The 26504-nt window shown below is 56.6% G+C and carries 25 protein-coding genes; 15 read left to right on the forward strand and 10 right to left on the reverse strand.

What is annotated here, in order from left to right; genetic code table 11:
• Positions 1-1050 carry a phage major capsid protein, P2 family gene (locus AC07VG_RS15795; RefSeq protein ID WP_495021499.1) on the reverse strand — a complete coding sequence of 350 codons (1050 nt, stop codon included), beginning with the start codon at positions 1048-1050 and terminating at the stop codon, positions 1-3.
• A 32-nt stretch (positions 1051-1082) separates the two neighbouring features.
• Positions 1083-1916, reverse strand: coding sequence for a GPO family capsid scaffolding protein (locus tag AC07VG_RS15800; RefSeq protein WP_495021500.1), 834 nt, complete (start codon positions 1914-1916; stop codon positions 1083-1085).
• A 146-nt stretch (positions 1917-2062) separates the two neighbouring features.
• On the opposite strand from AC07VG_RS15800, the gene AC07VG_RS15805 reads away from it, so the two are divergent.
• The gene (locus tag AC07VG_RS15805) at positions 2063-3820 is read left to right on the forward strand and encodes a terminase ATPase subunit family protein (protein ID WP_495021501.1); all 1758 of its coding nucleotides are present in this window, start codon (positions 2063-2065) and stop codon (positions 3818-3820) included.
• Complete coding sequence (locus AC07VG_RS15810) at positions 3820-4866, forward strand: phage portal protein (RefSeq protein ID WP_495021502.1); 1047 nt, start codon at positions 3820-3822, stop codon at positions 4864-4866. The genes AC07VG_RS15805 and AC07VG_RS15810 overlap by 1 nt, the downstream gene beginning before the upstream one ends.
• Before the next feature lie 37 nt (positions 4867-4903).
• On the opposite strand, the gene AC07VG_RS15815 is transcribed toward AC07VG_RS15810, so the two are convergent.
• The 3 genes from AC07VG_RS15815 to AC07VG_RS15825 all read right to left on the reverse strand — a co-directional run bounded on the left by AC07VG_RS15815 (position 4904) and on the right by AC07VG_RS15825 (position 8459).
• Complete coding sequence (locus AC07VG_RS15815; RefSeq protein ID WP_495021503.1) at positions 4904-5791, reverse strand: DUF4435 domain-containing protein; 888 nt, start codon at positions 5789-5791, stop codon at positions 4904-4906.
• On the reverse strand, positions 5781-7184 hold the full coding sequence (locus AC07VG_RS15820) for an AAA family ATPase (RefSeq protein WP_495021504.1): 1404 nt from the start codon (positions 7182-7184) through the stop codon (positions 5781-5783). The genes AC07VG_RS15815 and AC07VG_RS15820 overlap by 11 nt, the downstream gene beginning before the upstream one ends.
• A gap of 921 nt (positions 7185-8105) precedes the next feature.
• Complete coding sequence (locus tag AC07VG_RS15825; protein WP_495021505.1) at positions 8106-8459, reverse strand: GNAT family N-acetyltransferase; 354 nt, start codon at positions 8457-8459, stop codon at positions 8106-8108.
• 825 nt (positions 8460-9284) lie between these two features.
• On the opposite strand from AC07VG_RS15825, the gene AC07VG_RS15830 reads away from it, so the two are divergent.
• On the forward strand, positions 9285-11207 hold the full coding sequence (locus AC07VG_RS15830) for a HAMP domain-containing methyl-accepting chemotaxis protein (RefSeq protein WP_495021506.1): 1923 nt from the start codon (positions 9285-9287) through the stop codon (positions 11205-11207).
• Positions 11208-11385: 178 nt separating this feature from the next.
• Here AC07VG_RS15830 and AC07VG_RS15835 read toward each other — a convergent pair whose 3' ends face one another.
• Positions 11386-12255, reverse strand: coding sequence for an AraC family transcriptional regulator (locus AC07VG_RS15835; RefSeq protein WP_495001605.1), 870 nt, complete (start codon positions 12253-12255; stop codon positions 11386-11388).
• Positions 12256-12666: 411 nt separating this feature from the next.
• Here AC07VG_RS15835 and AC07VG_RS15840 point away from each other — a divergent pair, with 411 nt between their 5' ends.
• The 12 genes from AC07VG_RS15840 to AC07VG_RS15895 all read left to right on the forward strand — a co-directional run bounded on the left by AC07VG_RS15840 (position 12667) and on the right by AC07VG_RS15895 (position 22947).
• Positions 12667-12858, forward strand: coding sequence for a Flp family type IVb pilin (locus AC07VG_RS15840; protein ID WP_495001460.1), 192 nt, complete (start codon positions 12667-12669; stop codon positions 12856-12858).
• Between the two features lie 157 nt (positions 12859-13015).
• A complete protein-coding gene (locus AC07VG_RS15845; protein ID WP_495001461.1) occupies positions 13016-13210 on the forward strand; it encodes a Flp family type IVb pilin in 195 nt (64 codons plus the stop codon).
• A 28-nt stretch (positions 13211-13238) separates the two neighbouring features.
• Positions 13239-13769: an A24 family peptidase gene (locus tag AC07VG_RS15850; RefSeq protein ID WP_495021507.1), complete on the forward strand. Its 531-nt coding sequence runs from the start codon at positions 13239-13241 to the stop codon at positions 13767-13769.
• Positions 13770-13771: 2 nt separating this feature from the next.
• Complete coding sequence (locus AC07VG_RS15855; protein WP_495001463.1) at positions 13772-15100, forward strand: DUF8689 domain-containing protein; 1329 nt, start codon at positions 13772-13774, stop codon at positions 15098-15100.
• Between the two features lie 15 nt (positions 15101-15115).
• On the forward strand, positions 15116-15922 hold the full coding sequence (gene cpaB, locus AC07VG_RS15860) for a Flp pilus assembly protein CpaB (protein ID WP_495021508.1): 807 nt from the start codon (positions 15116-15118) through the stop codon (positions 15920-15922).
• A 55-nt stretch (positions 15923-15977) separates the two neighbouring features.
• The gene (locus AC07VG_RS15865) at positions 15978-17324 is read left to right on the forward strand and encodes a pilus assembly protein TadG-related protein (protein WP_495021509.1); all 1347 of its coding nucleotides are present in this window, start codon (positions 15978-15980) and stop codon (positions 17322-17324) included.
• An 8-nt stretch (positions 17325-17332) separates the two neighbouring features.
• The gene (locus tag AC07VG_RS15870) at positions 17333-17812 is read left to right on the forward strand and encodes a TadE/TadG family type IV pilus assembly protein (RefSeq protein ID WP_495001466.1); all 480 of its coding nucleotides are present in this window, start codon (positions 17333-17335) and stop codon (positions 17810-17812) included.
• The gene (locus AC07VG_RS15875; protein WP_495021510.1) at positions 17812-18306 is read left to right on the forward strand and encodes a TadE/TadG family type IV pilus assembly protein; all 495 of its coding nucleotides are present in this window, start codon (positions 17812-17814) and stop codon (positions 18304-18306) included. The genes AC07VG_RS15870 and AC07VG_RS15875 overlap by 1 nt, the downstream gene beginning before the upstream one ends.
• Positions 18300-19520, forward strand: coding sequence for an AAA family ATPase (locus tag AC07VG_RS15880; RefSeq protein ID WP_495001468.1), 1221 nt, complete (start codon positions 18300-18302; stop codon positions 19518-19520). The genes AC07VG_RS15875 and AC07VG_RS15880 overlap by 7 nt, the downstream gene beginning before the upstream one ends.
• A 3-nt stretch (positions 19521-19523) precedes the next feature.
• Entirely contained in the window at positions 19524-20966 is a 1443-nt protein-coding gene (locus AC07VG_RS15885; protein ID WP_495021511.1) for a TadA family conjugal transfer-associated ATPase, read from the forward strand.
• Positions 20963-21949, forward strand: coding sequence for a type II secretion system F family protein (locus AC07VG_RS15890; protein WP_495021512.1), 987 nt, complete (start codon positions 20963-20965; stop codon positions 21947-21949). The genes AC07VG_RS15885 and AC07VG_RS15890 overlap by 4 nt, the downstream gene beginning before the upstream one ends.
• Before the next feature lie 29 nt (positions 21950-21978).
• Positions 21979-22947 carry a type II secretion system F family protein gene (locus tag AC07VG_RS15895; RefSeq protein WP_495001471.1) on the forward strand — a complete coding sequence of 323 codons (969 nt, stop codon included), beginning with the start codon at positions 21979-21981 and terminating at the stop codon, positions 22945-22947.
• 29 nt (positions 22948-22976) lie between these two features.
• On the opposite strand, the gene AC07VG_RS15900 is transcribed toward AC07VG_RS15895, so the two are convergent.
• From AC07VG_RS15900 to AC07VG_RS15915, 4 genes are all read right to left on the reverse strand, one after another.
• Positions 22977-23243 carry a DUF3613 domain-containing protein gene (locus tag AC07VG_RS15900; protein WP_495001472.1) on the reverse strand — a complete coding sequence of 89 codons (267 nt, stop codon included), beginning with the start codon at positions 23241-23243 and terminating at the stop codon, positions 22977-22979.
• An 18-nt stretch (positions 23244-23261) separates the two neighbouring features.
• Entirely contained in the window at positions 23262-23972 is a 711-nt protein-coding gene (locus AC07VG_RS15905) for a tetratricopeptide repeat protein (RefSeq protein WP_495001473.1), read from the reverse strand.
• Positions 23973-24000: 28 nt separating this feature from the next.
• Positions 24001-25242, reverse strand: coding sequence for a type II and III secretion system protein family protein (locus AC07VG_RS15910; protein ID WP_495021568.1), 1242 nt, complete (start codon positions 25240-25242; stop codon positions 24001-24003).
• Positions 25243-25562: 320 nt separating this feature from the next.
• Positions 25563-26504 carry a diguanylate cyclase domain-containing protein gene (locus tag AC07VG_RS15915; RefSeq protein ID WP_495001474.1) on the reverse strand — a complete coding sequence of 314 codons (942 nt, stop codon included), beginning with the start codon at positions 26502-26504 and terminating at the stop codon, positions 25563-25565.

Raw genomic sequence — 26504 nt, forward strand, 5'->3', positions numbered from 1 at the left:
TCAATCCTCGCCGCCAGATGTATTGGTTTCAGGCTCCGGTTTTTCCAGGTCGATGACTTCGATATTTTCAACCACGCAGCCGAGGCCGTAGTCCTCGACGGCATAGGCTTCGTTCGACGATTCGAAGTTGCTGATGCGGCTCCATTCGGGCTCTTCCTTCAGGTAGCGACGGCGAGCGCCGATCTGCCAGTAGATGGCCAGGTTCTTGAAGGTGGTGATCATGAGCGCGCCTTCCTGGATGTACGGCACCTCAAACAGCGGCAGCCCACCTACACGGCGATGGGAGATGATCAGATCGCTGGCGAGCACTTCGGTGGAGTCCTGATCCTTGTTCACCAGGGCGAGGAACTTGTCGTGCACCAGCTCGCGCCCGGTGATGACCACCAGGCCGGGATTGCGGCGATACCACGGGTCGAGCAACTGGATGGCGTCGTAGACCAGGGCGTCGATATTCTTGAAGTCACCGCCTTTGCCGATCAGAATTTTTCCGGGGATAGCGCCTTCCTTTAGCACCCGGTCGGGGGCGTTGTTGCGGTATTGCTGAAGCCAGCCGATGTTGACGTCTTCCAGCAACGGGTTGGCGTTGCGGTCGGTCTGATCGGCAGCCCGGACGCCGTAGAAGCCGATCTGAATGCGGTCGAGGGCCTGGCGCTGGGCGATGGCCCCGGCAAGCCGAACCTGAAAATCCGGAAACTTGGCCCAAGCGTCGAGTTGCTTGTAGGTGACGAAGGTGTCGAAGTCGGTATGTACGGCCTTGTATTTGTCGCCGGACAGGGTGCCTATACTGCGCGGCTCACGTGGCCGTTGTGTCGTGTCGGTGCGGCTTGCCACGGTGCTGCCGACGCCCAGCCCGACCTTTTCGCCTTCCTGTTCGTCGACGCCGATAACGTTGATCTTGCCCAGGAATTCGCTGGATTCCTGGATCTTGGTTTCCAGCCGTTGCTGAATGGTCGGGTCGACGTTGAAGGTCGCGGTGGCCGAGTCGACGCCATTCAGTTTGGCGACTTGGCCGAGGTAGCTGTTGAAGAGCTTTCGAGTCTCGTTGCGCATGGGGTTCTCCGGTGGTGGGCTGGGCCGTCGGGTCAGAATTCAGCCAGGGCTTGGTTGCCGCCGCCTGTTATCGGTGGGCGCGTGGTCTGGGTGTGGTCCTGGGTGTTGCCGAGTCGGGTTTTCAGGTCGCTGAAGTCGCTGCTCAGTTGTCGGTGTTCGGTGCGCAGTTGAGCGAGTGCTTGTTGTGTGTCGTTGAATTGATCGGCGAGGTCTTTGCCGTGTTCTGCGATAGCTTCGACGGCCTGGCCCAGGGCGGAAAACTCGCCTTCGTCCTTGGCTTCCTTACGTTTGAGCAAATCCTGCACGCGGCTGAAGAGCTGTGCGCCAAAGCTGGGTTTGTCCTCGTACTCTTCGAAGATCAGTTCGGTTTCCATTGCGGCGGTGAACAGGTTGTCGGGCGATTGCTTGCGCGATTTCAGCGGGCTGGCGTCGGGGTTTTGCGCGGAGAACGCGAGCATTTCGGTGCCAAGGCTGGCCGGGGTGTCGGTGACGCCCAGGCCCATCAGGTAGGCCTTGCCTGTGTCGGCGAATTTCTCGTGAACTTCGATGCTGGTGAAGATCTTCTGTTTGAGCTTGTTGACCATGCTGACCAGGTCGTCGGTGGGCTCGATCTGGGCGAACAGTGCGCGGACAGTTTTGCCGTCGATTTGAACGTCATCGGCCTTGAGCGCGAGGATGTCGCCATAGGCCCGGAACGGTGAGTCGGGCAGGGTGCCGCGAATGTGCTCCATCCAGACGCGCGCGCCGTATTTGCTGCGGTCGTAGGTGGCTGCCATCTGTTCGATCCAGTCGCGTTCGATGCGGCGACCATCGGTGGTCGCGCCTTCCACTGCGACCCGGAACCATTTGCTGCGAAATTTTTTCATGCCCGGAATCCTCAATGCGTTGAGCGCTGCAATGAGGGGCATGGTCGTGACGCGCGCGCATTGCGGCAACGAGACGGCGTTGTAGGCAGAAGGGTTACAAGGGGTGCCGCTATTGAGTCCGGGGCGCGGGCGGCAGCATCACGGCCATGACTACGACGGAATTACTCCCCATCGACTCCCGGCGCCAGGCCAAGTTTCTGTACTGGATGGGGTGGCGCGTCTGCGAGATTGCCGAGGCCACGGGCGAGAAGGAGAAAACACTCCATAGCTGGAAGGCTCGCGACCAGTGGGACCGGGCCGACAATGTCGAACGGATCGGTGGGGCGCTGGAAGCGCGGCTGGTGCAGTTGATCCTCAAGGACAAGAAGAGCAACGGCGACTTCAAGGAAATTGACCTGCTGCACCGCCAACTTGAACGACAGGCGCGGATTCAGCGGTATCAGGAGGGTGGAACCGAAACCGACCTCAACCCGAACCTGGCGAAACGCAATGCCGGACCGAAGAAAAAGACCCCGAAAAACGACATCAGCGAAGAACAGATCGAGCTGCTGCGTGAGGCTTTTCTTGATGAGTGTTTTGATTACCAGAGGGACTGGTATCGGGCGGGGAATCAGCGGACCCGCGTTATCCTCAAGAGCCGGCAGATCGGCGCTACCTACTACTTTGCTCGTGAGGCGTTTATCGATGCGCTGGAGACCGGGCGGAATCAGATTTTCCTGTCGGCGTCGAAGAATCAGGCCTATCTGTTTCGGGGGTATATCCAAGCGTTTGCCCGTGAGGTGATCGGGGTTGAGCTGACCGGCGATCCTATCGTGTTGCCCAACGGCGCCGAGCTGTTTTTCCTTGGGACCAATGCCCGTACCGCCCAGGGCTACCACGGCAATTTCTACTTCGACGAATTCTTCTGGACGTTCAAGTTTGAGGAACTGAATAAGGTCGCCTCGGGCATGGCGATGCACAAGAAGTGGCGTAAAACCTACTTCTCGACGCCTTCCAGCATGGCCCACGAGGCCTACACCTTCTGGACCGGCGAGCGCTTCAACAAGGGCAAGCCAGCGGCGCAGCATACGAAAGTGGACGTGTCTCACGGTTCGCTCCAGCAGGGGCGGTTCTGTGAGGATCGGTTGTGGCGGCAGATCGTCACGATCCTGGACGCGGAGCAGGGTGGCTGCGACCTGTTCGATATCGAGGAACTGCGCCGGGAGTACAGCCCTGAGGCGTTCGCCAATCTGCTGATGTGCGAGTTCGTCGACGATGGGGCGAGCATCTTCCCGCTGACGCTGTTGCAGACGTGCATGGTGGACAGTTGGGTTGAATGGGCCGAGGACTACAAGCCGTTTGCAAAACGCCCATTCGGCGATCGTCAGGTGTGGGTGGGGTATGACCCTGCTGAGACGGGGGACTGTTCCGGGCTGGTGGTCTGCGCGCCACCGACCGTGCCTGGCGGTAAGTTCCGGGTGCTTGAGCGGCATCAGTTTCGGGGAATGGATTTTGCCGCGCAGGCCGCGTTCATCAAGGGCGTTTGCGACCGCTACTGGGTCACCTACATCGGAATCGATGTCACCGGACTGGGCAGTGGTGTGGCCCAGCTGGTGCGCCAGTTCTTCCCCAATGTCACCACCTTCAGCTACTCGCCCGAGGTGAAGACGCGCTTGGTGCTCAAGGCCTACGACGTTATCCACAGGGGGCGGCTGGAGTTCGATGCCGGCTGGACCGACATGGCGCAATCGCTGATGGCGATCCGCAAGACCGTCACGGCGGGCGGGCGCCAGTTCACCTACACCGCCGGACGCAACGACAACACCGGTCACGCCGATCTGGCGTGGGCGCTTTTCCATGCATTGCACAACGAACCGCTGGAGGGGCAGACCACTGCCAATACCGGGCGGATGGAGATTTTTTGATGGCGAATCGTCGTAGACAGCAACAGCGTGTGCCTGCTGTTCAGGCCCTGGGACAGCAGGAGCTCATCCCTCGTTCGGCAGGGAAGGTCGAGGTGTTCAGTTTTGGTGAGCCATCGCCGGTACTGAGTGGGCGAGAGCTGTTCGATTATCTGGAGTGTTGGTTTAACGGTCGTTGGTACGAACCGCCGTTGTCGCTTCATGGGTTGGCACGGTCGGTGGGGGCGAGTGTGCATCTGCATTCGGGGTTGATGTTCAAGCGCAATCTATTGAGCAAGACGTTCATCCCGCACCGGCTGCTGTCGCGGGCAGCGTTTGAACAGTTTGCCCTGGATTTTCTGTGCCTGGGCAATGGCTACCTTGAGGCACGACGTTCAGTGTTGGGTACGGTGCGGGAACTGGTACCGCCATTGGCGAAATATATACGACCTGGTCGGGATGGGCGCTTTTTTCAGGTCCAGGGTCGGACGCAGGAACATGAGTTCGAATCTGGAACCATTTTTCATCTACGGGAAGCTGATCTGCATCAGGAAATTTATGGGTTACCTGAGTGGGTAAGTGCATTGCAGTCGGCGTTGCTTAATGAGTCGGCGACGCTGTTCCGACGTAAGTATTACGAGAACGGCAGTCATGCGGGGTTCATCCTCTACATGACCGACCCGGCGCAGAATGAAGCGGACGTTGACGCTCTGCGCAAGGCGTTGAAGGACTCCAAGGGGCCGGGCAACTTCCGCAACCTGTTCGTGTACTCGCCGAACGGAAAGAAAGATGGCCTGCAAATCATCCCGGTTAGTGAAGTGACGGCCAAGGATGAATTCAACTCGATTAAGAACCAGACCCGCGACGACGTTCTGGCGAGCCTGCGCATTCCGCCGCAGTTGATGGGGATTGTGCCGCAGAACGCAGGAGGATTTGGTGCTATTAAGGATGCGGCTCAGATTTATGTGGTCAACGAGTTAGAGCCGATTCAAGCGCGTATTTTGCTGTTAAATGACTGGTTTGGAGAAGAAATTGTTGCTTTTGAGAAAATGAACTATTTTGATTTTTAGTTGTTATATATGAGCCTCGCAAGGCTCATATATAGGGTTATCTGGATGTTCTGGAAATAAATGTTTCTAGATTTGCGGGGATTTGTGAGGCGCTTGAGAAACGACGCATGTTTAAATTGCTGGGCTCTCCCGATATTTTATTGCGTGTGCTAAACAGTTTTGGGTGTTCCATTTTTTTATCAAGCTCTAATTGCTTTAGCCACTTTCTAAACATTTCGAGTACGTATTTTCCTCGCTGTGCTCTGTGAGTAGGTAAACTCATAAAATCGCTCTTCAATGACTCCAGCTCAAGTGCTGTTGGCATTCTTTCTAGCTCAATTAGCTCTGTTGTTGTGATTTTTTTTCTGGTGATGGATTCGATGTTTATATCCAGAAGCTCTGTGATTGTTTCAGGTTTTTTGCATATTTTTATGCCTAATCTTCTTGCGGAAAAAAGAATGAAATTAAGTTCCTCGGTGTGGCTGGAAAATTCTTTGTGAATGTTTTCGTAGATGTCGATTATTTTTTTCTTTTCTTCTAGAGATCCCGCGCATCTAAATTCATCGGATAACACGCTTTCAAGTACGTTGTTGCAGCATAGAAGGTTCTCAATAGAGTATGCATCTAAGGTGTATAGGTTTTCTTCTGGGCTTGTTAGCTCGTCAAAGTCGCAGTCGACAAAAAAATACACATTGTCAATTAGCTTGTCTTTTGATTCTTTGAGGGCTTTGTGTAAGTCGCTGAGTTGCTCCTTGCCGTTGCCGGTTAGTGGCTCGTAACTGATATCATTATTTATTTTTTTGATCCAGGTTTCGTAGACGCCAACGTCCTCTGGTCCCTCAAATACATATATTAGTATGTTTGGGTTTGAACTTCTAATTTTTATAATTTTTAATTTTAGAACTGACGGGCTTTTTCGGCTGGCCCGCATATTATCAATCAGCATGTTTTTTTACCTCGTTGCGCTGAATTGATAATGGTTTTGCATATTCATCTAATTCATTTTCAAATATGAAAGGTGAGTGTGTAATGGCCAGCATCTGTACCACTGCACCACTCTTCATGATGTCGGGTAGAACTTTCTTTTGCCAATCAATAGATAGAGATAGCTCAGGCTCGTCCATTAGAACTAGCAGCTTGCCACTCCCCAAATAGAGGTGGGCCATGAGAGACACTATCTGCTTTTCGCCTGAAGAAAGATCGTCTAATGAAATTGGAGTGTCTGCCCATAAATCTTGGACCACAACTCTCAGTGTCTGAGGGTCGAATGCCAGTTTTTTTTCGTCGCTGGAAAATGTTAAATAGCTGTTGCATACGTCAACAAAGCGCTCAACTTTCTGCTCCATTTCTTGTGTTTGCTCGATGACGGATTTTAATCTGCTCAAGAAATATCTGAGGAAGGAGTTTTCGTTGGTTGTTATTTCTTCGTTGTTATATAGTTTTTCGATTTCCTGGAAAACTTGTGCTCCGACACTTTGTTGTCCGACTCGATTTAAAAAGCGAGAAAGGGATTGTAAGTCTGGTAGTTCTGCAATTGTGATTTTATCTTGCTTGGCTCTACCTTTCATCAGCTCGTCTAGCATTCTTGTGCTTAAAGAACGGTACTCGAAATTTGATCTTCTTTCGATTTCCTCACTTAGTTCCGCCAATTGTTGCTCTACATCAGCTAGTCCATATGCGATATCACTAGGAGCTAGAGACGAGGATGATGCAGGCCTAGGCGGTCTTACCGGGCGTTTAGACGGCCTCAAAAGAGGGCGCTCTATTCGTCTGTATGTAGGGAGGTAAAGGATTTTGAAGTTGCCGGTTTTGCTTCTTATGTGTTCGGAGATTTCTCTTGTTGACTCGTCTAGAGATGAGTCCAAATTTTTATATAGATCGATTATTTCGTCTTCTAGTCGGCTCATAGGTATTTGCGAAGAGTTGTAAATTCGCATTATCAGAGGATGCCTTTTTGCGGTAAACGCCTCTTTTAATGTGGTGCTACTTAAAAAATCTCTAAGTTCATTTTCATCTAGCGAAAATTTTGTTGCGAATGCTTCGACTGGATCATTTTCTCCCACAAGTGATCCAAGCTGCCATTTGTGCAAGATGATGGGGAAGAGCTCGCCGTGAAATGTGCATTCTATTGATGAGAAATTTATAGAATTCAATCTGTGAAGTCGGCGACTTAAAAAAGCATTGAGAGCATTTAGTATTGTTGTTTTGCCAACGCCATTGTCTGCGACAATTATAGTTGCACTTCCTGCGAACTCAATGGATATGTCTTTATAACCATGAAGCCCTTTGATCAAAAATTTTGTGACGGGAGCTGCACCAGTATAGGGGGTGAACGCCATGACATCTCCTTTGTCAGCTATTTGCAACGCTATGAGTGATCGTCTGATTATGCAGAAATTTCTTACGTGCGCCAGTATTTTGATATCGTGCGCGGCTTGTCCATGAACTCATTCGTTGATTATCTTTGCGCGCCGTCGTCCCCCCACCTCGCCTGCGGGCTAAATGAAGCCTTTTTTCCGCATTTCTGCGCCAGGTCAAAAGCGGCCACAGACGGGGCTTGGGTTCGGGTATGTGGGTACAGAGAACTCTACGAATCCCTGCGGTCGGGAAAACGAAAAGGTGGTGGGGTGGTTGGAGGGGCACCCCGTCGCTTGATCACGTGTGCTCCGATTTTCAGGAACACCACCGGAAAAAGGTAATTTGGTAATTCGTGGGCGAGGGGGTTGCCGAAAGCCCCGTATTCACTGGGTCTCGCGAGTTACCTGATTGAGTAATTTTGAGTAATACGACAGGTAATTTTATCGTAAGTCATTGATTTTTAAGATGGGTAATAATCTGAACAATTACCTTTCAGAAAAGTAATTTCATAACCTCTATATTACTTGGAAATTACCTTTCCGTTTTCGTCTCAAAGCCTTGAAAATCAAGGGCTGTAGCGGGTCGCCAGGTTGAGCTTACCTAAATTACCTTTTTCCGATGCCTTTCCCGAAAATCAGAGTGATGCCTGGCGGCCAGGGTGGCCACGTGCGCGCAAAGCACTCATGGGAACGCGGTGGGAACACTCCGGCGCAGATCAATGCGCTGAAGCCCTTGTAAACCGGGGGCAGCCGCGCACGATTTGAGGGGAGGGTGCTTTCGAATCTCTCCTTCACCGCCACATTCTGCAAACACAAACCCCTGATTTTCCTAGAGAAAGTCGGGGGTTTGTGGTTTTTGGTGTCTGAAAAAGGGCGATATGGGAACATATTCACATTCGTGACTCATTCGGCGGTAGGTAATCGTTCCTTCGAGGGCTCATCTGGTCTGGGGTCTTGATCCAGTACAAGCTTATTCAGGTCCAGAAACATAACCGGCTCTTTGCGAGCTCGATTTTCCTCGGTGTCCACAAGCGTCAGGCCTACTTTTTCGTAGAACGGAACTGATGTTGCCTTGGAGTCAGTGACCAGGAATCTGCAACCGACATGCTGGGCGATAAAATCTGCCGCCATGGCAATGGCAAACTCCATCAGTACAGTGCCTATTTTTTTACCCGCATATTCAGCATGGCTTGCAAGCCGAGCGACCTTCAGTGCTGGCATGGACGAATAGCGATTTGCGTGCTCGCTGTCATCCAAGGCATAGGTGTCATGCAGCTCAATTTCGCTGCAGGTCAGAGTGAGTTGGGCTTGTCTTCACGCATGTGCTGAACAAAACGCACAGCGTCGTTATCACTCAGCTCAACGCGGCTGAACGTGTCGCTGTTGATTGCCATTGGCATTTCCTTGCAGCAGTCACCGCTACTTTGTTATTTTTTTGGCATCGTAATGATGATGTCAACTGACTGTGGAATTCAGGTCTGAACGGTATTTAGGTGCGAGACGGCCCTGGGGCCGCCTCGTATTCACAGGACGCCAATCCTGTATCTCTGAATGTGCAATGATGATTGAACCTTAACGCCTGACGGGCAGCTGGGAAAGGGGAAATGGAGCTGGACTTTGTAAGAAAAGGAGTTGCTTTTAATGGTGGGTACGGGTCAACAGGTGCAGATGCAGGTCCAGTCGACCCACCCACTGACTCCGGGATTCCTGGCCCGCGTTGTACTCCTCCGAAATCTCTCTGGCAGTGATGGCTTAGCGCTATCATCCAGCTCAAATTCTGAGTATCCTGACCAAAAGCCCTTATCCATCAGGGCTTTCCTCCCTCTCGATCTATCTAAGAGTGGTTTCTGAGAACCCCGAATAACGCGCTTCGACAATTCCGTCCGTACGGATCTGTTTGGAAAAGTAACGGCTGCTCTTATCGCCACCAAACAGATGTGGATAACATCAAAAAAACCAACAGAAAGGTTTCTGCGAAGCAATATCGCGCCTGTACCTGCCATGGAAAAAACACCAGTGGTCCCCGGGAACAGCTTCCCTGTTACCCGAAAACCAAAAACAGAATGCTTTGTGGGGGATTGAATGAATAAATGGTTCGGCAATATTAGCGTCAACCTCAAGCTGGCTCTGGGCTTCGGCCTGGTATTGGCACTGACCACGGTCCTTGCCCTGACCGGCTGGACCAGCCTGGACAAGTTGATTTGGCGCAGTGATCGGATGGGCGATATCACCTTGTTAAATACCCTGCTGAACAAGGTGCGCGTGGCTCGCCTGCAGTACATCCTGAGCAACGGTGATGAAGCTGCTGCACAGAACGTGCTGACCACCCTGGACGCCTTCAGCGCCCAGGATCAAAAACTGACCCTGACGTTCAAGAACCCGGAGTTTGTGAAACTGCTTGGAGAGCAGGCGGCCATCATCGGCAAATTCCAGCAGTCGCTGAATAAAATGCATGACGCCTATCGCGCCCGCAATAGTGCCCGCCAAACCTTCAGCGACAGCGGCGCAGTGGCCTTGAAGCTGATCGAAGCGGTCCGTGGTAGCGTGCTGCAAATGCCCCCAGGCGACGCAGACCGTATCGAACGCTTCCAGGCCATCAGCCAAACCAAGGAGCAGTTCCTGCTGAGCCGTTTCGAAGTTCGCGGTTACATTGCCGATGGCACCCCGGATGCCGAGCGCAAGGCCATCAACCAATTAAATGAAACCATGGATAGTCTGAAACAGCTTGGCGAACATTTCGGCTCGCCCCAACCGGATGCTTTGCGTCAGCTGGCAACCGCCCTGGGCAACTACCGAACCGCCTTTCTGGCCTACAAAACGGCCAGCGATGTCGTCACCCTGACGGGCAAGGAGCTGGCCGATCAAGTGGCCGAGATATCGGCTCGCAGTGACGCCCTTTACCAGGGGCAGGTGGACAGCCGTAATAGCGAAGTGACCCAGACGCGCATGCTGCAATTGGGCAGCACTCTGTTGAGCTTGCTGTTCGGCATTCTGGCCGCCGTCATCATCACTCGCCAGATTACCGGACCGATTCGCGAAACCCTCGGCGTTGTCGAACGCATTGCCGGTGGCGACCTCACGCACAACCAGGTGGTCACTCGCCGTGATGAACTGGGCACGCTGCAACAAGGCATCCAGCTCATGGGCGAGACCCTGCGCAACCTGATCAGTGGTATTCGCGATGGTGTCACGCAGATCGCCAGTGCCGCCGAGGAACTGTCGGCCGTGACCGAACAGACCAGCATCGGGGTTAACAGTCAGAAGGTCGAGACCGATCAGGTCGCCACCGCCATGCACGAAATGAGCACCACCGTGCAGGCCGTCGCGCGCAACGCCGAACAGGCCTCGCAAGCCGCTGCAGAAGCTGACGGCCAAGCCCGTGAAGGTGACCAGGTGGTGGCCGAGGCCATCACGCAGATCGAGCGCCTGGCGGCGGAAGTACTGCGTTCCACCGAGGCCATGACCCTCTTGCAGCAGGAAAGCAACAAGATCGGTAGCGTCATGGACGTGATCAAGGCCGTGGCCGAGCAGACCAACCTGTTGGCGCTCAATGCCGCCATCGAAGCTGCCCGCGCCGGTGAGGCCGGTCGTGGTTTCGCCGTGGTCGCCGACGAAGTGCGCAGCCTGGCCCAGCGCACCCAGAAGTCCACCGAGGAAATCGAAGGGCTGGTCGCCGGCCTGCAGAGTGGTACCCAACAGGTGGCCAACGTCATGAGCAACAGCCGTAGCCTGACCGATAACAGCGTCGCGCTGACGCGCAAGGCCGGTGTATCACTGGGGAATATCACCCGCACGGTGTCTGACATCCAGTCGATGAATCAGCAGATCGCCGCCGCCGCCGAGCAACAAAGCACCGTCGCCGACGAGATCAGCCGCAGCATCATCAACGTGCGCGACATTTCCGAGCAGACCGCTGCCGCCAGCGACGAAACCGCCGCCTCCAGCGTCGAGCTGGCACGCTTGGGCAACCAGTTGCAGATGATGGTCAGTCATTTCAAGGTTTGACGGAGCAAGGTGGAATGGGTGACCGGCATATCCCGCCACCTGATCCACGCCTCGTTCAGCTCATGCAGCCGACTGACTGAATGACCTGCCCAGTGTAGTGAACCGCGGCGGGTTCTGACCCAGCCGTGAGGTTATCCGTTGGCTAAGGCCTCGCCGGTGTCCAGGAATCGCAAACGTCTCAGCCGCCGAGACTCTGAACCAGGTTCTCGAGCATTTCAATGGTCGCATTGTCTTGCATCGGTTCTGCGACTACAGGCACTCGGTGCTGGTGCGTCAGACGGTATTCGCTGGGGGTGCAGTTGGCGAACTGCTTGAAGGCGCGGGCGAAGTAGGACGGATCCTTGAAGCCGGCCTCATAGCCGATGCTGGTAATGGGCATCTGGCTGTTGTCGAGCAGTTCCTTGGCGAAGTTCATGCGCTTGTTCAAAATGTAGTCGGTGAAGCCGAATCCGTAGGCTTCCTTGAACAGGCGGCTGAAGCGAAAGGTGGTCATGCCGCAGCGCTTGGCCAGTTCTTTCTGGTCGATGCTGTCCTGAAAATGCTGGTCGATATACAGCAGTACATTGCTGAGCGCCTGGTGTTTCTGGTGGTCCGGCGTCATCCGGATACTGCCCGGCAGCGTTGGGGAATGGTCGATCTGCGCGGTCTTGCGCTGGTCTTTGACATGCCGGCGCAGCGTGTGGAGCTGGGCTACAGCCGCCAGGTAGCGACCCTTCTCGGCGGCTGAAAGGGGCAGCACCAGGTATTCCCAGACGCTGGAACGCATCGCCCATACAGCCAGTTCTTCGGAGTGCTGCACGGTGAACATGGTGATCGGGATCGTGGGCGCGGTGCGTTTGATCTCCAGCAACATCCTCAGGCCCGGTGTGTCAGGGCGATCGAAATGAATGCAGATCATGTCGGCTTGCACTTGGCTGGAGAACACCGATTCTTTCGCCAGTTTGCAGTCGCAGGCGTGCTCAAACTGCGTGATGAGTTCGCTTGTGGAGCGATCGTGGGTCCGATCGAACCAGAGTAGTGATGGTTTCCTGGTCACGTTAGACGTCATGTGCGGGTCTCTGAGGTGCGTGCCGCCATCCACTGAGGAGTATTGCCAATTTGATATCACTTTTCAGACTAAATCATGATAATAAAGTCTGAATTTAGTTCTATATGCTCTATGTTTTGCTTGGAGGCCGGGGCCGGGCAGTTGTTTATTGGCGTGTTGGCGCTGTACTCGGGATTTACCGTTCGTCGCTTGTGAATCAACGAAGCGCTATTTGCGAATCATTTCTTGTTTTTAATCTTTCCTTTCTGCCGAGGCCAATAACCCACTCGTTGGCCATGCCCGCAAAAAAGTCCTAGCGATACGCAAAATCCTCCTAACCCTGTTGGCGGTGCCCTGACTAAGGTAGCCACAAGCAGTGCAAAAAGAGCTGCTTCCCCCGGAAGAACAACTAGCGAAAATGAGGTGTACAAAATGACTCTGCAAACAATCAAAACTTCGGTCCTGAAGTTCGCCAAAGATGAAGATGGCCTGACCATTGTGGAATACGCGGTGGCCGGTGGGTTAATTACGGTGGCTGTCGCCGCAATATTCGTGAAGCTGGGCGGCGCGGTGAATACCCAAATCACAGCGCTGTGTGCCGCGGTCAAAGGTGCTGCCTGCTGATAGGCCATTCCCGCTGGGTGACATGGCGATGCCCATGGAGCAGGTGGTTGCTTTTATCTTTGCCGATGAGGCTGCCGGGAAACTTTCTTAATGGGCTTCGCGTTGTCTTTATCAACCTATGTTCTGCGCGGATTGACCGCTGTTGAGGGTGAGTAAAATGACGCTGCAAACAATGAGAACTTCGTTACGCAAGTTCGCCAAAGATGAAGATGGCCTGACCATTGTGGAGTACGCGGTGGCGGGTGGGTTGATTACCGTCGCTGTTGCAGTCGCGTTCACACTACTTGGCGGCAACGTGAATACCAAGATCACGGCACTGTGCCAAATCGTTAATAACAACGTTGCGTGCTGACGATTAATCCCCCGTAGGGAGAAGCCCCATGTCCATGGAAATGCTGGTTTCGACTGTTTTGCTGATAGGACTGCTGGGCGTGGCGGTGGTGAGCGATCTGCTGCGCCACCGTATTCCCAACACGTTGGTCCTGTTGGGACTTGCCTTGGGATTGGTCGGTCAGATGTATTCAGGGGGGGTCAGCGGATTGGGAGACGGCCTGTTAGGCATCTTGATCTGTTTTGCCCTGTTTGTGCCCATGTACGCTCTCGGTGGCATGGCCGCCGGTGATGTCAAATTGATGGCTGTCGTCGGTAGTTTTTTACCGTTCCATTACGCGATATGGGCTGCGTTATTCAGCCTGATCGCCGGTGGCATGTGCGGTTTTCTGATAGTGCTGGTCCGCGGTCAATTGTTTAAGACCCTGGGGCGCTATTGGCTGATTCTGAGGGCGCAGGCCTACCTGGCGCCGACTGCAGATGAAGTGGCCGGCAAGCCGTTCCCTTATTCGATTGCCATTTTGCTCGGTACTTTAAACACCGTTCATTGGCAACTCTTTGCCAATGGGTTGGGAGGTTAGTCATGCACGTCGTCGAGAGTGATGCCTACCACAGTGAGCGAGAAGCGGTGCAGCGACTGGCCCCCCAGCCGTGCACTATCAGCGAGACGGGTCTGACGGATAGTTTTCTCGGCGAGTTGGTGTGCAAGCACTTGTACGACGCTGGCGTGCTGGACATGTCGCGGCTGGTAGAACGCCTGGCGCTGACCGGTGCCGTCATGGAAGAGGTCCTGGCGTTTCTACGCAAGGATGGCCGCGTCGAGGTACTGGGCCAGTTGGGCGCGCAAACGGGCGGGCAAGCGCTGCGTTATGGCCTGACTGAACGCGGTCGCGGTGCCGCCCGCGATGCCCTGTCGCGCAGCGGCTATATCGGTGCGGCACCGTTCCCGGTGAGTACCTACCGTTCCCTGCTCAAGGTGCAGACCATTCACCACGGACACATCAATGCTCACGATATGCGCACGGCACTGACCGGCGTGGTGCTCTCTGAGGGGATGCTTGATCAACTGGGCGTGGCGCTGAACTCCGGGCGCGCGATCATGATTTATGGCCCCGCGGGTACCGGCAAGACCTATGTCAGCAGTCGCTTGATTCGCCTGTTTGCCGAGGCCATCTGGGTGCCCCAGGCCATCGTGATCAATGAGTCGGTGATCGAGATCTATGACCCCCAGGTGCATCAGCGTCTGGATGACGACAGTCAACCGAACAATCTGATGCTCAACGAAGGGATCGATCGTCGCCTGCTTCGCTGCAAACGCCCGATCGTCATCACCGGCGGTGAGTTGAGCATGGAGCAGTTGGACGTACGTTATGACCCCTTCACCCGTCAGTACCAGGCCGCCTTGCAGCTCAAGGCCAGCAATGGTCTGTTCATCATCGACGACATGGGCCGCCAGCGCATGGCACCCGCCGAGTTGTTGAATCGCTGGATCGTCCCGATGGAGGAGAAGCGCGACTTCCTCAACCTGGGCGGTGGGCGCCATTGCGAACTGCCGTTCGATCTGATTCTGGTGTTCTCCACCAACCTCAATCCCCTGGAGTTGGCTGATGAGGCGTTCCTGCGGCGGATTGGTTACAAGCTGCAATTCGGTTACCTGAGGCCCGATGAGTACGAACGGATCTGGCAACAGGAGTCCGAGCGCCTGGGCATTCGCTATGACCCGACGCTGGTGCGCTATGCGCTGCAGAAACTTTACGCCATTGAAGGCATGCCCCTGGTGCCTTGCCATCCCCGTGATCTCCTCAGCATGGCGCTTGATCGCCAGCGTTACCAGGGCGGTTTCGGGCCACTGTCACCGCAGGAACTGGAATGGGCCTGGCGCAACTACTTCGTCCAGCTCGACTTTCTTTGAGTAGGAGATACAGATATGAGCTCTCGTACTGTCACCCTGATTAGCATTTCCCTGGTCATGGGCCTGGGTGCCGCCTGGATGGCCAACTCCTGGCTGAGCGCACGGCTCAATGCCAGCCCGGATGATCACCTTCGCAGCGTGGTCGTCGCCACGGTCGAGATTCCTTTCGGGCAGATGGTCGAGGCCCAACAGGTCACGACCATACGCATGCCCATGGATACGATCCCGGACGATGCCTTCGATTCCAGCGACAAAGCCGTGGGCAAGATCGCCACGTTCGACATTCTGCGTGGTGACATCGTGCGCGGTGCACGACTGAGCGAACACCTGGGGGGCAGCACCTTGGCCTCGCTGATTGCACCCGACAAACGCGCCATTTCGGTACGGGTGGACGATGTGGTCGGTGTCGGCGGGTTCCTGTTGCCAGGTAACCGGGTCGATGTGCTGGCAACCAAGCACGCGGATGGCAACGGCAACAATGCCGTGTCCAAGACCATCCTCGAAAACTTGCGCGTGTTGGCGGTGGATCAGACCGCAGGCACCGACAAGACGCAGCCGGTGGTGGTGCGTGCTGTGACACTGGAAATGACCGCCGCCGAGGCGGAGGCCCTGGTCACGGCGCAGACCGAAGGGAAGTTGCAACTGGCCCTGCGCAATCCACTGAACACCGAGAAAAAGCCGGCGACCGTCGCGCCTGTTGCACAGGCCATCGCGATGGCCACCGAAACGGCGCCAAGACGCGTGGTGCACCGTAGCAGTGTTGGCGGCGGCGCTATCACCATTATCCGTGGCCTTGAAGCTCATGTAGTCAATGTGCACTGACAGAACGTAATAGGTGCCTGACACCCAGGCGATAGTATCGGCAAGTGAGGGATTGATGATGTGTCCTCGAATTCAACCGCCGTTTTCGGTAATGCCAAGGCGCCAGCGGGGATCGGTGACCGTACTGATGGTGATCGCGTTGGCGGCGATCGGCATTATGGCGGCATTGGCGCTGGACGGCGGCCACCTGCTGCTGAACAAGACCCGTCTGCAAAATGCGGTGGACGCCGCAGCCCTGAGTGGCGCCAAAACCCTGAGTCAGATCACCGGCGGTATTGGCATTGCCAGCACCACGCGCACTGCCGCGCTGAATACGTTGACGCTGAATGCCAGTGCCACCGGCAACAGCGAATTGGCTACGGCCATCGGCGGCAGCGCGGGCACCTTCGCGGTGGTGGAACTGGCCAACAGCGTCTACGGGCCGTTCTCCTATCCAGGGCCGGCGAATGCCACTTATGTTCGGGTAACGGTACCGAACTATCGCCTGAGCGGCTTTTTCTGGAACTTCGCCCAGTTATTGGGCGCCGGCGGTCTGGGCAACAAGGCGGTGGCGGCGATGGCCACCGCTGGACCCAGCCCCACCAGCCCCTGCGATCTCGCGCCGCTGATGGTCTGTGGTGACCCGACTCAATACAACCCGAGTACCGGTTTGTTCTGGGGCTATCACTTTGGCGATCTGCAGGATTTGAAAACGGGCTCGGGCAGCACGTCCGCGATTGGCCCAGGCAACTTTCAACTGCTCGATTTTGGTTCGGGCGGCAGTTCGGTCAGGACTGACCTGGCCGGAGGCGGCTTGGAGTGTCCCAGCGTCGGGAAAAGTGTCACGACCTCGCCGGGCAACAAAGTCGGCCCGACGGACCAGGGTTTGAATACCCGCTTCGGCCAGTACTCCGGAGGGGTCAGTGCCGCGCAGTATCCGCCAGACCTGGTCGTTAGCTACAGCACGCCCGCGATCACCTGGAACAGCTCAAGTACACCGCCACGGGCGGAGTACAAGGGCCAGCCTGTGACGTCGAGTAACGGCAATCTCTCCGCTGGCGGTACGGCACTCCTGGGCTACAACGACTGGCTGGCGAGTTCCGCCGGGTGTGTTGCCGGCTCAGGCACGGGTTGCCAGAGCGGTGGGGTCTTCGAACGACGGATGCTGAAAGTCGTGATTGGCGACTGCACTGGGCAGAACAATGGTGCCACCTCGATTCCGGTTCTGGGTTTTGGCTGCTATTTCGTGGTGCAGCCGGCCGGTGGCACGGGGAGTACCTCGGAGATCTTCGGGCAGTTCGTGCAGGAGTGTGAAGGCGACAATGTGCCGGGCCCCAATCCTTCGGGTGATTCCGGCCCGCAGATCATTCAGCTCTACAAAACCTATATCAATGGCAGCGGTACTCCGAGTAACGACTCGTAGGGGGCGTCATGGGACTTCATGCGTTTAAACAGCCAAGGGGCCAACAAGGAGTGGCCTTGGTGGAATTCACTCTGGTGCTGCCGTTGCTGTTGCTGCTGTTGCTGGCCCTCGGTGAGTTTGGCCGAATGCTGTTTCAGTACAACACCCTGTTACAGGCCAGCCGCGATGCCGGCCGCTACGTGGCCAGCCAGGCCTGGAACTCGACGCTCGGCACTGTCGCCCTGAGCAGTACGTTGCAGACCAATACGAAAAACGTGGCGGTCTATGGCGTGCCGGCCAACACCGGGACCGCCGTGGTGTCGGGGTTGACGACCGCAAATGTGACGGTCTCCGCGTTGGGCACCGACCATGTGCAGGTCACCATTACCTATACCTTCTGCCCGGTGATCGGCGCAGGCAATTGTACCGGCTCGATTAGAGGACTGTTCCCCACTCCGATTGCGCTGAGTATTCCGCTGGTCGCCACGACTGTCATGAGGGTGCTGTGATGAATCGCAAACAGATGCGCGGGGTGTACGCGGTGGAGTTCGCCTTCATCGGCTTGCTGGTGTTCATTCTGCTGTTCGGCGTGCTGGAAATGGGCCGCCTGTACTTCACGGTGAATACCCTGGATGAATCCGTGCGGCGCGGCGCACGCCTGGCGGCGGTGTGCAATATCAGCGATCCGATCATCTTGCAGCGGGCGATCTTCAATGCCGCAGGCAATACGGGCACCAGCCAGTTGATCAGCAATCTGGGCACCGGCAATCTGACGCTGATCTATCTGGACACTAACGGTGCGGTGGTGGCCAATCCCACCGATACCACCAGCACCACTGGATTTCGTGCCATCCGTTATGTCCAGCTGAGTCTGCATGGCTACGTGTTCAATTTATTCATTCCCGGGTTTGGCGTACCGATTACCTTGCCCACCTTCAGGGCGACCTTGCCACGCGAAGCCCTTGGGCATCATTCCGAATCAGGGGAGGTCACTCCATGCTGAATATAAAGGAAACTCCGTTAACCATTGCGACCGGCAAACCCGGGTTGCGATTGCTGATCAGCAGCCGTGATGCCACGGCGTTAGGTAATCTGCAAAGCGTTTGCCAACGCGTACCGAGTGTGGAAGTGAGCACTCGCCTGGTGAGCAATGGGCATGTCGACCCACTCTATGGTCTGGAGCGGATGCCCGATCTGTTGCTGGTGCGCGTCAGCCACCTGTGGCGCGAGGAACTGGCGGCACTGTTACAGCGTCCGCCCCATGAGCGTCCACCGCTGTTGGTGTGCGGCCAGCTGAGTGATCAGGAAGGCATGCGCCTGGCGATGCAGGCCGGCGCTCGTGATGTCTTGCCGGAGCCGATCGTCGAGACGGAATTGATGGCCGCCTTGAATCGTCTGGTCATGGAGGTCCGGGTCAGCAGTGGGGTAGAAGGCAAACTGGTCGCCGTGATGAGCGCCAAGGGCGGCTCCGGCGCTACCTTGCTGGCTTGCAACCTGGCCCACCAGCTCAGCGTCAAGGGCGGCAATACCCTGTTGCTGGATATGGACCTGCAATTTGGCAGCGTGACGCATTACCTGGATGTGGCGCAGTCGCATAGCCATCTGGAGGTGTTGCAGCAGGTCGAGGAGATGGACGGGGTTGCATTACGCGGATTTTGCAGCCACTTCAGCCCGACCTTGCATGTACTCGGTGGCCGGGCCGGCGAGCTGTACCTGCCGCAGGATGCCCAGTCCGAACAACTCGATACCTTGTTGCAGTTGGCCCGCTCAAGCTATGACTGGGTGGTGGTCGACCTGCCGCGTCAGATCGACCACCTGACCAGCTCCGTGCTGGAGCAGGCGGATCGGGTCTATGTCGTGGTGCAACAGAGTGTCAGCCATCTTCGTGATGCCAGTTCCCTGATGCGGATTCTTCGCGAAGACCTGGGTGTGCGTGGCGATCAATTGCAGGTGGTGGTCAATCGCTACGACAAGGCGGCAGCTATCAGTCTCAAGGATATCGGCGAGGCGCTGCGCTGCGCGAACCTGTTGCATTTGCCCAACGACTTCAACCTGGTCAGCCAGAGCCAGAACTCTGGCGTGCCCTTGGGGCTACAAGCACCGCGGGCGTCGATCACCGTCGCCGTGCGCGAGATGACCGAGCAGTTGGCCGGTAACCGGATGACCGGGAACAACGGCCTGCTCAAACGCGCCTTCAACCGTTTTTTCAGGGGATAAGCCATGATCAGCGACTTTCGTAACCGCTTGCGCAAACAGTCCGGCAAACCCACCGTATCGTTGGTGGGACAGCAGGGCGACGACCTGCTGGATCCCACTGAGGAGTTGATGGCGTGGGAGCGTGCAGCGCCGGATATTCTTTATGAGACCAAGAGTCAGGTCACCCCGGTGGAGGCCGAGTGGCGAGAAAAGATCTATCAGCAATTGCTTAAAGTCATGGACCTGTCCTTGCTCGACTCGCTTGAGCAGGCCGAAGCGACACGGCAGATCCGTGATATTTGCCAGCGTCTGCTGGATGAGCATTCAGCACCGGTGAGTTCGGTCAGTCGCCAGTTGATCATCAAGCAGATTACCGACGAGGTGCTCGGTCTTGGCCCGCTGGAGCCGCTGCTGGCGGATCACAGCGTGTCCGATATCCTGGTCAACGGCCATGCCTCGGTCTATGTCGAGCGCTTCGGCAAGTTGCAGCGGACCGATGTGCGCTTTCGCGACGATCAGCATTTGCTGAACATCATCGACCGCATTGTTTCCAGCCTGGGGCGGCGTATCGACGAGTCCTCGCCATTGGTGGATGCCCGGCTCAAGGATGGTTCGCGGGTCAATGCGATTATCCCGCCGCTGGCCATCGACGGCCCGAGCATGTCGATTCGCCGCTTTGCCGTGGACCTGCTCAACACTGACAGCCTGATCCAGGTGGGGACCTTGACCCCGGCCATTGCGTTGCTGCTCAAGGCGATTGTGCGTGGCCGCTTGAACGTATTGATCTCCGGTGGTACCGGCAGCGGCAAGACCACCATGCTCAATGTGCTGTCCAGTTTTATTCCGCAAAACGAGCGGATCGTCACCATTGAAGATTCGGCCGAACTGCAACTGCAGCAACCCCATGTGGTGCGTCTGGAAACCCGGCCTTCGAATATCGAGGGGCGTGGCGAGGTAAGCCAGCGCGAATTGGTGCGCAACAGTCTGCGGATGCGCCCGGACCGCATTGTGATCGGCGAAGTGCGTGGCGCCGAGGCGCTGGACATGCTGACGGCCATGAATACCGGCCACGATGGCTCGTTGACCACGATCCACGCCAATACCGCGCGCGATGCGTTGGGACGAATCGAGAACATGGTGTCGATGACTGGCGCCACCTTCCCGATCAAGGCCATGCGTCAGCAGATTGCTTCGGCCATTGATGTGGTGATCCAGCTGGAGCGTCAGGAGGATGGCAAGCGGCGCCTGGTCAGCGTGCAGGAGATCAACGGTATGGAAGGCGAGATCATTACCATGACCGAAATATTTTCCTTTGCCCGCAGTGGCATGGGCGAACAGGGCGAAGTCCTCGGCGATTATCGGCCCAGCGGCATGATCCCGGCCTTTCGCGATGTGCTGGCCAAGCGGGGCATCGAGTTGCCGCTCGACCTGTTCAGGCCTGAATGGATGGAGGGCCGGCAGTCATGAACGCTGTATCGGGTGAATTCATTCTGATCTTTCTCGGTATGGTGTTTATCGCCGTCTTCCTCTTGGCCCAGGGCGTAACGGTGCCGGTGTTCGGTGAGGCGGGCAAGATGCGCAAGCGCATTCGCGGCCGCCTGCACGTGCTGGAGAAAGCCAACAATCTGCCGAATATGCAGACCGTGCTGCGGCAGAAATACCTGACCCGTTTGTCGCCACTGGAGGCCAGGCTTGAGCAACTGCCATTCATGGCGAATCTGACCCAGCTGATCGAGCAGTCCGGCCATGAGTATCGGGCCTATCGGGTGCTGTTTCTCGGAATCGCCATGGGGGGAGGGGCCGCCACCCTGGTCTGGTTGTTTTCGTCACCCTGGTGGATAGCACTGGCGGTGGGATTTGTGGTGGCCTGGCTGCCGCTGCTGAAAATCCTCCGTGACCGTAACAAACGGTTTGCCGCGTTCGAAGAGGACTTGCCGGATGCGCTGGATGCCATTTGCCGGGCGCTGCGCGCCGGGCATCCCTTCAACGAAACCCTGCGTTTGGTAGCCGAAGAGCACAAGGGGCCGGTGGCTTATGAGTTTGGCCTGACCTTCGCCGATATCAACTATGGCAATGATGTCCGCCGGGCCATGCTTGGTCTGTTGGAACGTATGCCGAGCATGACGGTGATGATGCTGGTGACGTCGATCCTCATTCATCGCGAGACCGGCGGTAATCTGACCGAGGTGCTGGAGCGCTTGAGTCGGTTGATCCGCGGGCGCTTCCGCTTTCAGCGCAAGGTCAAGACCTTGTCGGCTGAAGGACGCATGTCGGCCTGGGTGCTGGTGTCCATTCCTTTTGTACTGGCAATAGCGATCCTGGTCACGACCCCTAGCTACCTGCCGGTACTGACCAATGATCCGCTCGGCCATAAGCTGATCATCGGGGCTTTTTGCGCCATGTTGGTCGGGATTCTCTGGATCCGCAAAATCATCCGGATTCAGGTTTAAGCAGTTTTCGCTACGCGGAGGTGCAGGTCATGGACTATATACTCGGGTTGTTCAGTCGGGTGACGAGTAATGAGGCGCTGGCACGCCTGTTGTTCGTCAGTGTGATCGGTTTGAGTGCGGTGCTGGCGGTGGTTACCCTGATGCTATTGCTGCTGGGCCTTCAGGATCCGATGCGGCGGCGTCTTGCGCTGATCAAGCGGGGGCATTTTGGCAGCGCGGCGGGACCGGATGCGCCAGGTAATTTGCAACTGTTGCTGGAGCGGGTCGGTCAGCGGTTCGGTTCAACCGAAGCCGCTCAGGCGTCCGCAACCCAGCTCCTGTTGATACACGCGGGGTACCGTTCGTCTTCGGCGGTGCAGATGTACTGGGCGGTGCGCTTGCTGCTGCCGCTGATATTGGTCGGACTTGCGTTGCTGGTGTTACCACTGATTCCCAGGCTTTCCCTGGCCCCGGGCATGCTGCTGTTGATCCTGGTAGCGGGTATCGGTTGGTTGACGCCCGGACTGTATGTCAGCAAGCGCAAGCAGCTGCGACAAGGTCGGCTGCGGGCGGCCTTTCCGGATGCGCTGGACCTGATGGTGGTCTGCGTGGAGTCGGGTCTGGCCTTGCCGACGACCATCGAGCGGGTGGCTGAAGAGATGTCGGTCAGTCAGGTCGAGCTGGCTGAGGAGCTGGCACTGGTCAATGCGCAAATCCGTGCCGGCATCAGCAGTACCGAGGCGCTGAAGCAACTGGCCGTGCGCACCGGGCTGGAAGATGTGCAAGGCTTGGTCAGTCTGTTGGGGCAGAGCATCCGCTTCGGCACCAGCGTGGCCGATACCCTGCGCATCTATGCCGATGAGTTCCGTGACCGGCGTACGCAGGCAGCCGAAGAAATGGGTGCGAAAATCGGTACCAAGCTGATCTTCCCACTGATTTTCTGTCTGTGGCCGAGCTTCTTTTTGATCGCAATCGGCCCGGCCATGATTGGGGTGCTCAAAGTCTTCGGGACACCGTGAGCCAAGCGCAAGTCAGCCACTGAGGTGGCTCATTTGCTGCTCATGTTTCCCGATGCCTTTTGATCAAAATGCTCGGGAATCGGGTAGGTGAAGCTATTCAGCCAGCGCTGCATAGCCAGATCGCGTTCGGTGGCCGAAACGCTTTGCAGTCTGGGCGAGGCCACCACGCCACGAATCTGTAGCTGCAACCACTGTTCCGTACCTTGCTGCGGTGCCGAGGAGGGCCCCGGCTCAATCGCCCAGGCGGTCGTGGACAGGCAAGCCATGGACACTATCAACAGCCTCTTGGTATTCATATCGACACCTCGTATTGTTTACTTGGTTGCGCTGGGGGAGGCATCGACTACCTCCGCCGCGCGACTGCCCTTGGTCGCCACCACGTTTTTGCCTGGGGCCTTGAGTTTTGCCGCGCGCGATTGCGCGTCTGTGACTTGTCTTGGACTCAGGCCGGCGCGGTTCGCCAGTTCGGCAGCCTGCTTCCAGTTATCTTGATAGATCAGCAGGGTCACCATATTCAGGGCAGCCAGTGAATCGGACTGCTTGAGTTCCATGGCGGTCAGAAACTCGAAACGCGCTTCATTGATCCGCTGCTGATTGAGATAGACAACCCCCAGGTCATTACGAATTTTTTCGTCGGTGGGAGCCATCTGCTTTGCCCGCTCAAGGTGATTCATGGCGGTCGCGTTATCATTCCTGGCCGCGGCCAACTGGCCCAGGCCATGTTCGCCTTCAGCGGCCAGACAAGTGCCGAGCAGGCCTTGGTACAAGGGTTCGGCGTCGTTACGCCCGAGCAGGCGCAGTATCCGCGCCTTGCGCAGGCGAACCTGGACCAGGTTGTCGGGTAGCCCTTCCAGGTTCGCCAGGCTGGCATACAAACGGCCATCGTTGGTCATGTCGTCGGCCAGGTTCAGGCTCAACTGCTGATCCGAACTGGGACTTGGGCAGCTACCCGGTCGCGAGGACAGGCCATTGCTGGCACAACCTGCGAGCAGTACTGTCGCCGCTATTGCTATGAGCGCTTTCATTGCGTGTCCTCTGGGTTCGGGCTCGGACTTATTGCGAGAGTCCCGTGCGATTGTCGAAGTCGCCGCCATCGAGGAAGTACATGCGGTAGAAGTTCGGGTCGTAATTGCGCAGCTGCTCGCCAGGCAATGACGGCAGTTGGGCGTTGACGGCCAGTGGCTGAACCAGGTGCGGGGTAACGATCATCAGCAGTTCGCGTTCTTCACGGTTGATGGTGTTATTGCGAAAGAACGCGCCTAGCACCGGGATATCGCCCAACCCCGGAAACTTGTTCACCTGGGAGCTGTTGTTGGTGCTGATCAGGCCACTGATGACGAAGCTTTCGCCATCGGCCAGGGAAATGCTGGTGTCAGTACGTCGCACGGTCAGCGCCGGGACAACGGTGCCAGCGATCTGCACGGCATTGGTGAAGTCCAGTTCGCTGACCTCGGGGGCCACCTTCAGGGCAATGCGATTTTTCCCAACGATGGTCGGGGTCAGGGTCAGGCGGACACCGAATTCCTTGTACTCGATGGAAATGCTGTTGCTGCCTGAGCTGGGCACCGGAATCGGTACTTCACCACCGGCCAGGAAGCTCGCGCTCTGGCCGCTGAGGGCCACCAGGCTTGGCCGTGCCAGGGTGTAGGCAAAGCCACTGCCTTCCAGGGCATTGATCATCCCCAGCACGTTGCCACCGCCAAAGCCGATATTGAAACTACCGTTATTCAGCGGGATGGCTGGCGCCAGACTACCAATGCGACCGGGAGTCACGGTCACTCCGGGCACAGTGCCCGGCGAGCCGAACAGGAAATTGCCGCTTTTGCCGAAGATCGACGTGCTGGCTTCTTTCAATTTGGTCCGGCTGACTTCGACAAAGCGAATATCGGTTTGCACCTGGCTTGGCAGCAACGGGTCTTCGGAAGGCACTGCCGACAGGTTGGTCAGTGCCGACGTGGCCCTGCCCCTGACGAACACCATGCTTTGGCGCGGTGTCGGCGAGCAGCCGGTCCAGACCATCAGGCTGGTGGTTCCCGGAGCGACGCCGGTGAGGATAAAGGCACTACTGCCGCTGGTTTGCACGTCGGCAATTTTGGGGTCGCCGACGGCCAGTTGGGTAATCGGAACCGGCATGCGCAGTTCATCCTGAAGTCCCTGGCCGACCTCGAACACGCTGGGCAAACCGGCCAATTGCGAGCAATTGCCCGTGGCGGCCTGCGCGACGTCCATTCCAAGGCCCATCCACAACAGACCCTGCATAATAGTTTTGAGAGTGGGCACGGTACGATCAGTCATCATAGGTACATCCTCGCCGAACGGGCTGTCTGTGAGCTGACTGGGTTGTTCCAAGTCGGCCGCCAAACTACTAAGGGTTCCAGCAATACTCCTGGGTACCGCGCACGATCAAGCATCAGGCGCTGCTCTGACTAAGCCGCTACTTGATCGTTGAACAAAACGTGGAAAACTCAAGCCGATATGGATTGCTCTTGATCTGAAGGTAGTTCAATCAAAGCAAAACGCCATGTAAAAAAACAAATGCCCCGACAAGTCGGGGCATTTATTTGCTGAAACAGGATGGCCGAAGGCGTGTTCGACGATGGCCCGTCAATTGTCCATCACTCCTCAGCGGCGCTACAAACCCGTGCCCGCCCGCCACGTTTGGCTTCATAAAGCTGTATGTCCGCGGCCGCCAACAGGGCTTCGGGAGCGTTACTGAAGGTGGGTAGCAGCGTCGCGACACCCAGGGAGGTCGTGACTACGCGATCCACGTCCGATCCGAGATGCTCGATAGCCAACGCCCGAATACGCGCGAGCATGCTCTCGGCGATCTTGACCGCGTCTTCCCGTTTGGTTTTCGGCAAAATGCAGGCGAACTCCTCACCGCCATACCTCGCGACCTTGTCATGGGGCCGTCTAAGCGACTCGGAAAGCGTTTTGGCGACCAACTTCAGGCAACTATCGCCGTTCTGATGGCCATAACGGTCATTGTAGTGCTTGAAGTAATCGATATCCAGCAAAATGAGGGAGATGGGGGTCTGGTCGCGCAAGCATTGGCGCCAATTGGTGAGCAAATCGTCATCGAACTTGCGTCGATTGCCCACGCCGGTCAAACCATCGAGCAAGGCATGCGCTCGCAACAGATCACCCTGCAACTTCAAGGTCAGGTGCGTTTGGACCCGGGCGCGGACGATAACGGAGTTGATGGGTTTTATAATAAAGTCGACCGCCCCGAGCCCCAGCGCAATAACCTCATCCGCGGCCTGGTTCTGCGCGGTAATGAAGATAATCGGTATCGTGCTGGTCAAGGGGTCGGCCTTGAGCCGGCGGCACACCTCATGACCATCGATATCCTCCATCACCACGTCGAGCAGAATCAGGTCCGGCAATTCGGCCTGGCATACCTTGAGTGCCTGCTCGCCGTTGGTGGCCATGAAAATGTCGCACTGCTCGGAAAACAACTCGTACAGCACCCGGATATTGGTCGGCTGATCGTCCGCAATCAGAATCTTGGGGCGTCGGTTGGTATGCAGTAGCCAATCCTCGAGAATTCGCTCCAT

Source organism: Pseudomonas sp. GW821-FHT03C07, from assembly GCF_059420925.1.

Excerpts from the sequence above, each read along its gene's own strand:
- AC07VG_RS15915 (WP_495001474.1), bottom strand. The coding sequence starts at position 26,504 with ATGGAGCGAATTCTCGAGGATTGGCTACTGCATACCAACCGACGCCCC.
- AC07VG_RS15865 (WP_495021509.1), top strand. The coding sequence starts at position 15,978 with ATGATGTGTCCTCGAATTCAACCGCCGTTTTCGGTAATGCCAAGGCGC.
- AC07VG_RS15905 (WP_495001473.1), bottom strand. The coding sequence starts at position 23,972 with ATGAAAGCGCTCATAGCAATAGCGGCGACAGTACTGCTCGCAGGTTGT.
- AC07VG_RS15880 (WP_495001468.1), top strand. The coding sequence starts at position 18,300 with ATGCTGAATATAAAGGAAACTCCGTTAACCATTGCGACCGGCAAACCC.
- AC07VG_RS15815 (WP_495021503.1), bottom strand. The coding sequence starts at position 5,791 with ATGCTGATTGATAATATGCGGGCCAGCCGAAAAAGCCCGTCAGTTCTA.
- AC07VG_RS15800 (WP_495021500.1), bottom strand. The coding sequence starts at position 1,916 with ATGAAAAAATTTCGCAGCAAATGGTTCCGGGTCGCAGTGGAAGGCGCG.
- cpaB (WP_495021508.1), top strand. The coding sequence starts at position 15,116 with ATGAGCTCTCGTACTGTCACCCTGATTAGCATTTCCCTGGTCATGGGC.
- AC07VG_RS15810 (WP_495021502.1), top strand. The coding sequence starts at position 3,820 with ATGGCGAATCGTCGTAGACAGCAACAGCGTGTGCCTGCTGTTCAGGCC.
- AC07VG_RS15795 (WP_495021499.1), bottom strand. The coding sequence starts at position 1,050 with ATGCGCAACGAGACTCGAAAGCTCTTCAACAGCTACCTCGGCCAAGTC.
- AC07VG_RS15890 (WP_495021512.1), top strand. The coding sequence starts at position 20,963 with ATGAACGCTGTATCGGGTGAATTCATTCTGATCTTTCTCGGTATGGTG.
- AC07VG_RS15830 (WP_495021506.1), top strand. The coding sequence starts at position 9,285 with ATGAATAAATGGTTCGGCAATATTAGCGTCAACCTCAAGCTGGCTCTG.
- AC07VG_RS15885 (WP_495021511.1), top strand. The coding sequence starts at position 19,524 with ATGATCAGCGACTTTCGTAACCGCTTGCGCAAACAGTCCGGCAAACCC.
- AC07VG_RS15840 (WP_495001460.1), top strand. The coding sequence starts at position 12,667 with ATGACTCTGCAAACAATCAAAACTTCGGTCCTGAAGTTCGCCAAAGAT.
- AC07VG_RS15850 (WP_495021507.1), top strand. The coding sequence starts at position 13,239 with ATGTCCATGGAAATGCTGGTTTCGACTGTTTTGCTGATAGGACTGCTG.
- AC07VG_RS15845 (WP_495001461.1), top strand. The coding sequence starts at position 13,016 with ATGACGCTGCAAACAATGAGAACTTCGTTACGCAAGTTCGCCAAAGAT.
- AC07VG_RS15835 (WP_495001605.1), bottom strand. The coding sequence starts at position 12,255 with ATGACGTCTAACGTGACCAGGAAACCATCACTACTCTGGTTCGATCGG.
- AC07VG_RS15870 (WP_495001466.1), top strand. The coding sequence starts at position 17,333 with ATGGGACTTCATGCGTTTAAACAGCCAAGGGGCCAACAAGGAGTGGCC.
- AC07VG_RS15900 (WP_495001472.1), bottom strand. The coding sequence starts at position 23,243 with ATGAATACCAAGAGGCTGTTGATAGTGTCCATGGCTTGCCTGTCCACG.
- AC07VG_RS15855 (WP_495001463.1), top strand. The coding sequence starts at position 13,772 with ATGCACGTCGTCGAGAGTGATGCCTACCACAGTGAGCGAGAAGCGGTG.
- AC07VG_RS15875 (WP_495021510.1), top strand. The coding sequence starts at position 17,812 with ATGAATCGCAAACAGATGCGCGGGGTGTACGCGGTGGAGTTCGCCTTC.
- AC07VG_RS15805 (WP_495021501.1), top strand. The coding sequence starts at position 2,063 with ATGACTACGACGGAATTACTCCCCATCGACTCCCGGCGCCAGGCCAAG.
- AC07VG_RS15820 (WP_495021504.1), bottom strand. The coding sequence starts at position 7,184 with ATGGCGTTCACCCCCTATACTGGTGCAGCTCCCGTCACAAAATTTTTG.
- AC07VG_RS15910 (WP_495021568.1), bottom strand. The coding sequence starts at position 25,242 with ATGACTGATCGTACCGTGCCCACTCTCAAAACTATTATGCAGGGTCTG.
- AC07VG_RS15895 (WP_495001471.1), top strand. The coding sequence starts at position 21,979 with ATGGACTATATACTCGGGTTGTTCAGTCGGGTGACGAGTAATGAGGCG.